Annotated in this window: 10 protein-coding genes; 6 read left to right on the top strand and 4 right to left on the bottom strand. The window is 57.9% G+C overall.

All coding sequences use genetic code 11. The features are described 5' to 3' along the window. The first annotated feature begins 95 nt into the window (after nt 1-95). Nucleotides 96-1,139: a DUF1176 domain-containing protein gene (locus H2Z33_RS15240; protein WP_032671798.1), complete on the top strand. Its 1,044-nt coding sequence runs from the start codon at nt 96-98 to the stop codon at nt 1,137-1,139. Nucleotides 1,140-1,232: 93 nt separating this feature from the next. On the opposite strand, the gene tkt is transcribed toward H2Z33_RS15240, so the two are convergent. Next, nucleotides 1,233-3,221: a transketolase gene (gene tkt, locus H2Z33_RS15245; protein ID WP_023295116.1), complete on the bottom strand. Its 1,989-nt coding sequence runs from the start codon at nt 3,219-3,221 to the stop codon at nt 1,233-1,235. A gap of 19 nt (nt 3,222-3,240) precedes the next feature. Then, nucleotides 3,241-4,191: a transaldolase gene (gene tal / locus H2Z33_RS15250; RefSeq protein ID WP_015572217.1), complete on the bottom strand. Its 951-nt coding sequence runs from the start codon at nt 4,189-4,191 to the stop codon at nt 3,241-3,243. 286 nt (nt 4,192-4,477) lie between these two features. Between tal and maeB the strand changes: the two genes are divergently transcribed. Further along, a complete protein-coding gene (gene maeB / locus H2Z33_RS15255; protein WP_023295115.1) occupies nt 4,478-6,757 on the top strand; it encodes an NADP-dependent oxaloacetate-decarboxylating malate dehydrogenase in 2,280 nt (759 codons plus the stop codon). Between the two features lie 84 nt (nt 6,758-6,841). Here maeB and hemF read toward each other — a convergent pair whose 3' ends face one another. Both hemF and amiA read right to left on the bottom strand, forming a co-directional pair. Then, nucleotides 6,842-7,741 carry an oxygen-dependent coproporphyrinogen oxidase gene (gene hemF / locus H2Z33_RS15260; RefSeq protein WP_048973695.1) on the bottom strand — a complete coding sequence of 300 codons (900 nt, stop codon included), beginning with the start codon at nt 7,739-7,741 and terminating at the stop codon, nt 6,842-6,844. Next, nucleotides 7,741-8,616, bottom strand: a complete 876-nt coding sequence (amiA, locus tag H2Z33_RS15265; protein WP_063134556.1) for an N-acetylmuramoyl-L-alanine amidase AmiA — start codon at nt 8,614-8,616, stop codon at nt 7,741-7,743. The genes hemF and amiA overlap by 1 nt, the downstream gene beginning before the upstream one ends. A gap of 212 nt (nt 8,617-8,828) precedes the next feature. Between amiA and H2Z33_RS15270 the strand changes: the two genes are divergently transcribed. The 4 genes from H2Z33_RS15270 (at nt 8,829) to H2Z33_RS15285 (ending at nt 11,321) form a co-directional block, all read left to right on the top strand. Beyond that, nucleotides 8,829-9,254, top strand: a complete 426-nt coding sequence (locus H2Z33_RS15270) for a GNAT family acetyltransferase (RefSeq protein WP_003861292.1) — start codon at nt 8,829-8,831, stop codon at nt 9,252-9,254. Next, a complete protein-coding gene (locus tag H2Z33_RS15275) occupies nt 9,241-9,690 on the top strand; it encodes a DUF2919 domain-containing protein (protein ID WP_003861294.1) in 450 nt (149 codons plus the stop codon). The genes H2Z33_RS15270 and H2Z33_RS15275 overlap by 14 nt, the downstream gene beginning before the upstream one ends. Before the next feature lie 63 nt (nt 9,691-9,753). Beyond that, nucleotides 9,754-10,329 (top strand): RpoE-regulated lipoprotein, encoded by a 576-nt coding sequence (locus tag H2Z33_RS15280; RefSeq protein WP_015572220.1) that lies wholly within the window; start codon nt 9,754-9,756, stop codon nt 10,327-10,329. A gap of 92 nt (nt 10,330-10,421) precedes the next feature. Beyond that, nucleotides 10,422-11,321 (top strand): Dyp-type peroxidase, encoded by a 900-nt coding sequence (locus tag H2Z33_RS15285; RefSeq protein ID WP_017383480.1) that lies wholly within the window; start codon nt 10,422-10,424, stop codon nt 11,319-11,321. The last annotated feature ends 43 nt before the right edge of the window (nt 11,322-11,364 follow it).

Genomic DNA, 11,364 nt, shown 5'->3' on the forward strand with positions numbered 1-11,364 from the left:
GATAAATCTATCCGATAAATCCGATTGAGCCAGCCCGCCCAGGGCACGAACATACGCCCCAGATTGACCTATTCGTTTCCGGGGCTGTGCCGTTCATGCGCTACTGCGTTTATCTTCTCTTCTTCATTTGCGTGCTTCCCGCGCCTTTGGTGTGGGCTGCGCCTGCGCAACAGTCTTTTTCAGACTGGCAGGTGACCTGCAATAACCAGAACTTCTGCGTAGCGCGCAATACCGGCGAGCATCGCGGTCTGGTCATGACGCTGAGCCGCAGTGCGGGGGCAAAAACGGACGCCAGCCTGCGCATCGATCTCGGCGGGCTTTCGGCGCCTCCGGTGAAAGAGCCTGACATCGCCCCGCGCCTGCTGCTCGACAATGTGCCGCTTACGTTCACGTCGCAACACTGGCAGTTAGCCCCCTGGCATCTTAAAACAGACGATACGGCCACCATCACCACGTTTCTGAAAACCATTCAGGAAGGGCAGGCGCTGACCCTGCGCGGGGGGAAGCAGACAATTTCTCTGGCCGGTCTGAAAGCGGCGCTGCTGTTTATCGATGCCCAGCAAAAACGCGTCGGAAGTGAAACGGCGTGGATTAAAAAAGGGGATAGTCCACCGCTAAGCGTGCCGCCTGCGCCGGCATTAAAAAAGGTGGCGGTGGTGAACCCCACGCCAACGCCGCTGACTCATAACGAACTCAACGATCTGCTGGATTACGGTACCTGGCGCATGAACCACAGCCAGTGCTCTCTCGATCCGAACCGGCGTGAAGTGCGCGTGACCGCGCTGACCGATGACAAAGCGCTGATGATCATCAGCTGTGAGGCGGGGGCGTACAACACCGTCGACCTGGCGTGGCTGGTGTCGCGTAAAAAACCATTTTCGGCCAGGAGCGTGAGATTGCGCCTGCCGTTTACCCCTTCCAGCCAGAGTAGCGACATGGAGCTGATGAATGCCAGCTTCGACGAAAAAACGCGCGAGCTGACCACGCTGGCGCTGGGACGCGGGATTGGCGACTGTGGGATCCAGACACGCTGGCGTTTTAACGGCCAGCGCTTCCGCCTGGTACGCTACGCGGAAGAGCCAAGCTGTGATAACTGGAATGGGCCAGATGCCTGGCCCACGCTGTGGATCACAAGGTAGGGTTTTGCCGGGTGGCGCTGTCGCTTACCCGGCCTACTTTTTAGAACCGTAGGCCCGGTAAGGCGTAGCCGCCACCGGGCAACGCAGATCGCACTACAGCACGCTTAGCGCCTTCTCCACCACGTTCTCAACGGTAAAGCCGAAATATGGGAACAGCTTGTCGGCCGGGGCGGATTCACCGTAACCATGCATCCCGACAATTGCCCCTTTCAGGCCCACGTATTTGTACCAGTAGTCGGCAATGCCAGCTTCAACCGCCACGCGCGCCGCGACGTTTGAAGGCAGCACCGATTCGCGGTACGCCTCATCCTGAGCATCAAAGATATCCGTTGAAGGGAGTGAAACCACGCGCACCGCGTGACCCTCGGCGGTCAGTTTCTCCGCCGCTTTTACTGTGATTTCCACCTCGGAACCGGTGGCGATCAGGATCACGTCTGGCTTACCGCCGCTGTCTTTCAGGATGTACCCGCCGCGGGCGATATTTTTCACCTGCTCCGGCGTGCGCTCGATCTGCGCCAGGTTCTGGCGCGACAGGATCAGCGCCGTGGGTCCGTTATGACGCTCTACGGCCAGCTTCCAGCCCACTGCCGCTTCCACCTGATCGCAAGGACGCCAGGTGCTGAAGTTTGGCGTTAAGCGCAGGCTTGCCAGCTGCTCTACCGCCTGGTGCGTCGGCCCATCTTCACCCAGCCCGATAGAGTCGTGGGTATACACCATGATTTGCCGCGCCTTCATCAGGGCCGCCATACGCGCCGCGTTACGGGCATATTCGACAAACATCAGGAAGGTGGCGGTGTACGGCACGAAGCCGCCATGGTGGGCGATGCCGTTGGCAATGGCGGTCATCCCAAACTCGCGCACGCCGTAGTGGATGTAGTTCCCGGCAATGTCCTCCTTCAGGGATTTAGAGCCGGACCAGATGGTGAGGTTACTTGGCGCCAGATCCGCCGAGCCGCCCAGCAGTTCGGGCAGGATTGGGCCAATCGCGTTCAGGGTGTTTTGTGATGCCTTACGGGTGGCAATTTTCGCCGGGTTGGATTGCAGGTTCTCAATCAGCGCATGAGTTTTCTCTTCCCAGTCTTCCGGCAGGCCGCCGCTCATGCGGCGGGTAAACTCAGCCGCCAGCTCCGGATACGCTTTTTTGTAGGCGGCAAACTTCTCGTTCCAGGCCTGCTGCGCTTTTTCACCTGTTTCGCGAGCATCCCAGGCCTTGTAGATCTCTTTTGGGATCTCAAAGGCCGGGTGTTTCCAGCCCAGTTTCTGGCGGGTCAGCGCCACTTCCTCTTCACCCAGCGCCGCGCCGTGCGCCTCCTCTTTGCCCGCTTTGTTCGGCGAGCCGAAGCCGATGGTGGTGCGGCAGATGATCAGGGACGGTTTGTCCTTCACGCTCTGCGCTTCCTGAATCGCTTTTTTCACCGCCTCAGGATCGTGACCGTCGATCTCGTGCACTACGTGCCAGTGATAGGCTTCAAAGCGTTTCGCCGTATCGTCGGTAAACCAGCCCTCGGTTTCCCCGTCAATGGAGATACCGTTGTGATCGTAGAAGCCAATCAGCTTGCCCAGCCCCAGGGTGCCCGCCAGAGAACAGACCTCGTGAGAGATCCCCTCCATCAGACAGCCGTCGCCCATAAAGACATAGGTATAGTGATCGACAATCTCGTGGTCGGGCTGGTTGAACTGCGCGGCCAGCGTACGTTCGGCAATCGCCAGGCCAACGGCATTCGCCAGCCCCTGGCCCAGCGGGCCGGTAGTGGTTTCAACGCCCGGCGTATAGCCGATCTCCGGGTGGCCCGGCGTTTTGGAGTGCAGTTGGCGGAAGTTTTTTAATTCCTCAAGCGGCAGATCGTAGCCGGAAAGGTGCAGCAGGCTGTAGAGCAGCATCGAGGCGTGCCCGTTGGAAAGAATAAAACGGTCGCGGTCGTACCAGGTCGGATCGGTAGGGTTGTGCTTCAGGAAGTCGTTCCACAGCACTTCGGCGATATCAGCCATCCCCATGGGGGCGCCAGGGTGGCCGGAATTGGCTTTTTGTACGGCATCCATGCTGAGGGCGCGAATGGCGTTGGCGAGCTCTTTACGGGACATAGTTCACTCCGTGGCAAGGTTAAAGTTTGGCGGCGAGAAGATCTTCGAGTTTGCGCTGGTCGACGGCGAACTGACGGATGCCGTCCGCCAGTTTTTCCACGGCCATTGGATCCTGATTGTGCTCCCAGCGGAATTCCGCTTCGGTCATGGGTTTTGGTTTTGGCAGAACGGTGGAGGTTGGCACAAGCTTGCGGATCACCGTCTCTTCACTCTCCTGAAGCTTCTTCAGCAGGTCTGGGGAGATGGTCAGCCGGTCGCAGCCCGCGAGCGCGAGGATCTGCTCGGTGCGGCGGAAGCTGGCCCCCATCACGATGGTCTCGTAGCGGTGCTGCTTGTAATAATCGTAGATATTACGCACCGATTTCACACCGGGATCTTCGTCCACCACATACGGATCCATCGGCTGTTTCGCCTGATACCAGTCGTAGATACGTCCGACAAACGGTGAAATCAGGAACACGCCCGCTTCGGCGCAGGCACGCGCCTGGGCGAAGGAGAACAGCAGCGTCAGGTTACAGTTGATCCCCTCTTTCTCCAGCACTTCCGCCGCGCGGATGCCTTCCCAGGTGGAGGCAAGCTTGATCAGGATGCGTGATTTATCGATCCCCTGCTCCTGGTAGAGTTCCACCAGGCGGCGAGCCTTGCTAATGCTCTTTTCCTGGTCGAATGAGAGGCGGGCATCCACTTCGGTGGAGACGCGTCCCGGTATGCTTTTAAGAATTTCCGCACCGATATTGACCGCCAGCTTGTCACTGGCTTCGGCGACCTGCTGCTCCTGCGTTTTACCGCGCTGTTTGCCGTAGGCAAGGGCGTCATCAATCAGATGACTAAAGTGCGCAAGACCGGCCGCCTTGAGCAGCAGCGAGGGGTTGGTGGTCGCATCTTCCGGCTGGTAGTGACGAATCGATTCGATATCGCCGCTGTCTGCAACCACGGTGGTAAATTGTTTGATGCCGTCTAGCTGGTTCATAATTACTCCTTGGAAATAAAAGAGTTAGTCGAGTGCGTCAGGTCACACTTCTGAGAAAATCATGATGGACTTAACAAAAAAGCATAGCAGACGGGGGAGGCATTGCTGTCTGAGACGGGTAACATGGCTGTTATAAATTGATAACAATTTTTATTCTGCAATGGTGAGAGTTTGGCAGCCTTCAAAGTTTAGGAGCCTGCCTGCGGCGATACTATGCGGCACACCAGGGTGTGCATAGGAACGTCAACATCACCCTTTTTGACCGAAACGTGAAAGGAATAACAAGATGGATGATCAGTTAAAACAAAGCGCTCTCGATTTTCACGAGTTTCCTGTTCCGGGTAAAATCCAGGTATCCCCGACCAAACCGCTGGCGACCCAGCGCGATCTGGCGCTGGCCTACTCGCCAGGCGTAGCTGCCCCGTGCCTTGAAATCGAAAAAGATCCGCTGGCGGCGTACAAATACACCGCCCGTGGCAACCTGGTGGCCGTTATCTCTAACGGTACGGCGGTACTGGGGTTAGGGAACATTGGCGCGCTGGCCGGTAAGCCGGTGATGGAAGGGAAGGGCGTTCTGTTTAAGAAATTTGCCGGTATCGACGTCTTCGATATCGAAGTGGACGAACTGGACCCGGATAAATTCATCAACGTGGTGGCGGCGCTGGAGCCGACCTTCGGCGGCATCAACCTGGAAGACATCAAAGCGCCGGAATGTTTCTATATCGAGCAGAAGCTGCGCGAGCGTATGAACATTCCCGTGTTCCATGACGACCAGCACGGCACGGCGATTATCAGTACCGCCGCCATTCTGAACGGTCTGCGTGTGGTGGAGAAAAACCTCTCCGACGTGCGCATGGTGGTCTCCGGCGCTGGCGCCGCGGCCATCGCTTGTATGAACCTGCTGGTGGCGCTGGGCATGCAGAAACACAACATCGTGGTCTGCGACTCCAAAGGCGTGATTTACAAAGACCGCGAGCCAAACATGGCGGAAACCAAGGCGGCCTATGCGGTGGAAGACGACGGCAAGCGCACGCTAGAAGACGTCATTGAAGGTGCCGACATTTTCCTCGGCTGTTCAGGCCCGAAAGTACTGACCCAGGAGATGGTGCAGAAGATGGCGCGCGCGCCAATGATCCTGGCCCTGGCGAACCCGGAGCCGGAAATTCTGCCGCCGCTGGCGAAGGCAGTGCGTGAAGACGCGATCATCTGTACCGGACGTTCGGACTACCCGAACCAGGTGAACAACGTGCTCTGCTTCCCGTTCATCTTCCGCGGTGCGCTGGACGTCGGCGCTACGGCAATCAACGAAGAGATGAAGCTCGCCGCCGTTCATGCTATCGCAGAGCTGGCGCACGCCGAGCAGAGCGAAGTGGTGGCCTCCGCCTACGGCGATCAGGATCTGAGCTTCGGCCCGGACTACATTATCCCTAAACCATTTGACCCGCGTCTGATCGTGAAGATCGCGCCAGCGGTGGCCAAAGCGGCGATGGACTCTGGCGTGGCGACGCGGCCGATTGAAGATTTCGATGCCTACGTCGATAAACTCACCGAGTTCGTCTACAAAACCAACCTGTTTATGAAGCCGATCTTCTCCCAGGCGCGCGCTGACGCGAAGCGCGTGGTGCTGGCGGAAGGGGAAGAGGCGCGCGTGCTGCACGCCACGCAGGAGCTGATCACCTTAGGGCTGGCGAAACCGATCCTGATTGGTCGTCCGAGCGTGATCGAGATGCGTATCCAGAAGCTGGGCCTGCAAATTAAGCCGGGCGTCGACTTTGAGATCGTCAATAACGAATCCGATCCGCGCTTCAAAGAGTACTGGAACGAATACTATTCGATCATGAAGCGTCGTGGGATCACCCAGGAGCAGGCGCAGCGGGCGGTGATCAGCAACACCACGGTGATCGGCGCGATCATGGTTCACCGCGGTGAGGCGGATGCGCTGATCTGCGGCACCATCGGCGAGTACCATGAGCATTTCAGCGTGGTGCAGGAGATCTTCGGCTATCGCGAGGGTGTCCATACTGCCGGCGCAATGAACGCGCTGCTGCTGCCAAGCGGTAACACCTTTATCGCCGATACCTACGTCAACGACGATCCTTCCCCGGACGAACTGGCGGAAATCACCGTGATGGCGGCGGAAACCGTGCGCCGCTTTGGTATCGAGCCGAAAGTGGCGCTGCTGTCGCATTCTAACTTCGGGTCATCCAAATCCGCGGCGGCGTGCAAAATGCGCCAGACGCTGGACCTGGTGCGCGAGCGTGCGCCGGAACTGATGATCGACGGCGAGATGCACGGCGACGCCGCGCTGGTGGAGAGCATTCGTAATGAACGTATGCCGGACAGCCCGCTGAAAGGCTCCGCGAACGTGCTGATTATGCCGAACGTGGAAGCGGCGCGTATCAGCTATAACCTGCTGCGCGTGTCGAGTTCTGAAGGGGTGACCGTAGGGCCAGTGCTGATGGGGGTGTCAAAACCGGTACATGTATTAACGCCGATTGCCTCCGTGCGTCGTATCGTCAACATGGTAGCGCTGGCGGTGGTTGAGGCACAGACGCAGCCGCTGTAATTTTTACCCTCACCCTAACCCTCTCCCGGAGGGAGAGGGAATTTATACTCCCTCTCCCTTTGGGAGAGGGCAGGGGTGAGGGGGTTACACCCAGTTCCGAACCCGAATAAACTCACGCAAGGCAGCCTCCGGGCTGCCTTCTTTGGGTTCAAAGCTGTATTCCCAGCGCACCAGCGGCGGCATCGACATCAGAATGGACTCCGTGCGCCCACCGGTTTGCAGGCCAAACAGCGTCCCGCGATCCCATACCAGGTTAAACTCCACGTAACGCCCGCGGCGGTACAGCTGGAACTCACGCTCGCGAACGCCGTAGTCGGTGTTTTTGCGGCGTTCGACAATCGGTAGATAGGCATCGGTAAAGCCTTCACCCACTGCGCGCATAAAGCTGAACGCGGTATCAAAATCCGGCGTGTTGAGATCGTCAAAGAACAGCCCGCCGATGCCGCGTTGCTCGTCGCGATGCTTCAGATAGAAATAATCATCGCACCACTTTTTGTATTTCGGGTAAACGTCTTCGCCAAACGGCAGGCAGAGGTCGCGCGCGGTGGTGTGCCAGTGCACGGCGTCCTCTTCGAAGCCATAGTAAGGCGTTAAGTCGAAACCGCCGCCAAACCACCAGACCGGATCGGCCCCCGGTTTTTCCGCGATGAAAAAGCGCACGTTGGCGTGGCTGGTTGGCACAAACGGGTTATGCGGATGCACCACCAGCGAGACGCCCATCGCCTCGAAGCTGCGGCCCGCCAGTTCAGGCCGATGCGCCGTGGCGGACGCCGGCATTGCATCACCGTGGACGTGGGAGAAGTTGACCCCGGCCTGTTCAAAAATGCCACCGTTACGCAGCACGCGGCTGCGCCCGCCGCCGCCCGCTTCGCGCTGCCAGGCATCTTCCTGGAATTCACCGCCGTCTGCGGCGGCCAGTTTCTGGCAAATCGCGTCCTGTAGCTGCATCAGGAAAGTTTTGACCAGCTGTGCATTCGGTTTCATCAACGTTTCCTGGAGTGCGCTTTTTGATTATCGAACCAGTTGAAATAACTGATGACCCCGGAGGCGATAGCGTTCGCGATCTTCTGACGAAACGCCGTGGTGCCGAGTAAACGCTCCTCTTCCGGGTTGGTAATGAACGAGGTTTCAACCAGCACGGACGGAATGGACGGGGACTTCAGCACCACAAACGCGGCCTGCTCGGTGCTTTTACTGTGCAGACGGTGCACGGGCTTAATCCGTTTAAGGATATGCGAACCGAGCGTCAGGCTGTTTTTGATGGTATCGGTCTGTACCAGATCAAACAGAACCTGCTGCAACAGATGGTCTTTGTCGGTGGCTTTTTTCCCGGCCACTTCATCCGCCCGGTTTTCGCGATCGGAGAGGTATTTCGCCATGGCGCTACTGGCGCCACGGTTGGAGAGGGCGAACACCGATGCGCCTGCGGCGGAAGGGTTTGTGAAGCCATCCGCGTGAATGGACATAAACAGGTCGGCGCCGTGCTTATGGGCAATTTCCACGCGATCGTACAGCGGGATAAACGTGTCGCCCGTGCGCGTCAGGCGGGCGTCAATGCCGTTGCTGCGTAAAATTGCGCGCACATTTTTTGCAATTGCCAGCACGACGTGTTTTTCTTTCGACCCGTTTCGGCCAATGGCGCCGGTGTCGATCCCGCCGTGGCCCGGATCGAGCATGACCAGACGCTTTGCGCCGGCTTTTTTGGTTTTCGGCTTGCTGTGTCCGTTACGGGTTTTAAGCGAGCCCTCTTCTTTTGCCTGAGCCTGCTTTGCGATGCCTGTTAACGTTAAGGCCGCCAGCCCCGATTTGAGAACCTGACGACGCGATGTGAGTGCTTTTAATGGTTTGAATGTGCTCATGCGGCCTGAATTGTAAAAATTGGGGTCCTGGTGTTATATCGTATCGCGTTTTGCGTGACGACATTCCTTATTGAGAATTGTTTTACTTTTCATTTCAATACGTGACAAAGTGACATTATGCCAAATTTTGGCGAGTTTTTCCCCGGTTATTGGCTAAATGCCCTGTTCACGCCATAATCACTGTTTTTAAACCCGAAAAGGCGGTTAATACCATGGAGATACGCGTTTTTCGCCAGGAAGATTTCGAAGAGGTGATCACCCTTTGGGAGCGCTGCGATCTGCTGCGTCCGTGGAACGATCCGGAAATGGACATCGAACGGAAGGTGAATCACGACGTCAGTCTGTTTCTGGTCGCTGAGGTCAACGGCGAGGTGGTCGGGACGGTAATGGGCGGGTACGACGGCCACCGCGGGTCGGCCTACTATCTGGGCGTGCACCCGGAATATCGCGCGCGCGGCATCGCCAACGCGCTGCTTAACCGTCTGGAAAAGAAACTGATCGCCCGTGGCTGCCCGAAAATCCAGATTATGGTGCGGGAAGATAACGACGTGGTGCTGGGCATGTATGAACGTCTGGGCTACGAGCACGCGGATGTACTGACGCTGGGTAAGCGCCTGATCGAAGATGAAGAGTACTGAGTTCCACCCTGGCGACTATGATGTTCACGGTCGTCTGCGTCTGCCTTTTTTATTCTGGTGCGTTCTGCTGTTGCAGGCCCGCACCTGGGTGCTGTTCGTGATGGCTGGCGCGTCACGCGGGCAGGGCGATACGCTACTGAATCTCTTTTATCCCGATCACGATGCGTTCTGGCTGGGGTTACTGCCCGGTGTACCGGCGGTGCTGGCGTTCCTGTGCAGCGGTCGGCGGCAGTTCCTCCCGCGCTTCTGGCGCGCGCTTCGCTGGCTGTTGATTCTGGCGCAGGTTGTGCTCCTGGTCTGGCAGCCCGTGCTCTGGCTGTACGGCGAGCCGCTTTCCGGTATCGGGATTGCGCTGGTGGTGGCGGATATTGTCGCGCTGCTGTGGCTGGTCACGAACCCCCGTTTACGCGCCTGTTTTACGCAAGAGTCAGATTAAAACGGCACTTTTTGCCGATACTGCACTCCAACAAGCGTTGATTTATTACGTAAGGACGTCTCAATGAAATCGCTGCGTTTACTTTTATGCGCTCTCCCGCTGGCGTTAACCGGCTGTTCCACGCTCTCATCCATCAACTGGTCTGCGGCCTATCCGTGGAACTGGTTTGGCTCCTCAACGGAAGTGACCGAGCAGGGCGTGGGCAAAATCACCGCCTCGACGGCGCTGGATCAGGATGCCATTCAGGAGGCCATCGGCAGTGATTATCGCCTGCGCAGCGGCATGAAAACCGAGAACGGCAACATCGTGCGCTATTTCGAAGCGTTGAAAGACGACAAGGTGGCGATGGTCATCAACGGCGATAAAGGTACGGTCAACCGCATTGCGGTGATGGATGAAGAGATCCCGACCTCAGGTGGCGTGAAGGTAGGTACGCCGTTTGGCGAGCTCTACCAGAAAGCGTTTGGCCACTGCGCCAGCGTGCCGTCGGATGATAGCGTGGCGGTCGAGTGTAAGGCCGACGGCAGCCAGCACATTAGCTATGTATTCAGCGGCACCTGGAACGGTCCGGAAGGGTTAATGCCCTCTGACGACACCCTGAAAAAGTGGAAAGTGAGCAAAATTATCTGGAAGCAGTAATTTGCGCCTGAGCAAGCCGCCTCGCTGTAATCCAGGTATAATAGCCGCCATCAATGCCACGCTGTCGTGGCATCTTTTTTTCAGGAGGAGCGATGTCTCAGGTTCAGAGTGGCATTTTGCCAGAACATTGCCGCGCGGCGATTTGGATTGAAGCCAACGTCAAAGGGGACGTGGATGCCCTGCGCGCGGCCAGCAAAATTTTCGTTGATAAACTGGCCACCTTTCAGGCCAAATTCCCCGAAGCCCATCTGGGCGCGGTGGTTGCCTTTGGCAACACCGTCTGGCGTCAGCTGAGCGGCGGCGAAGGCGCAGAAGAGCTGAAAGACTTTATTCCTTATGGCAAAGGTCTTGCGCCCGCCACCCAGTATGACGTCCTGATTCATATCCTCTCCCTGCGCCATGACGTGAATTTCTCCGTCGCTCAGGCAGCGATTGAGGCCTTTGGTGACAGCATCGACGTGCAGGAAGAGATCCACGGTTTCCGCTGGGTGGAAGAGCGCGATTTGAGCGGCTTCGTCGACGGCACCGAAAACCCGGCCGGGGAAGAGACGCGTCGCGAGGTGGCTGTAATCAAGGATGGCGTGGACGCGGGCGGCAGCTACGTGTTCGTCCAGCGCTGGGAGCATAACCTCAGGCAGCTCAACCGCATGAGCGTGCATGACCAGGAGATGATGATTGGCCGCACCAAAGACGCCAATGAAGAGATTGACGGCGATGCGCGTCCGGTCACGTCCCACCTGACCCGCGTTGACCTTAAAGAAGACGGTAAGGGGCTGAAGATTGTTCGCCAGAGCTTGCCGTACGGCACCGCGAGCGGTACGCACGGCCTGTACTTCTGCGCTTACTGTGCGCGCCTCTACAACATCGAACAGCAGCTGCTGAGCATGTTTGGCGATACCGACGGCAAGCGTGACGCCATGCTGCGCTTCACCCGTCCCGTGACCGGCGGCTACTACTTTGCGCCGTCCGTTGAGCGCCTGCTGGCGCTGTAAATCGCTCTCCATTCGTAGGCCGGGTAAGCGTTAGCGCCACCCG

This window comes from Enterobacter sp. YSU, from assembly GCF_016082135.1.
Taxonomy (GTDB): Bacteria; Pseudomonadota; Gammaproteobacteria; order Enterobacterales; family Enterobacteriaceae; genus Enterobacter; species Enterobacter hormaechei_C.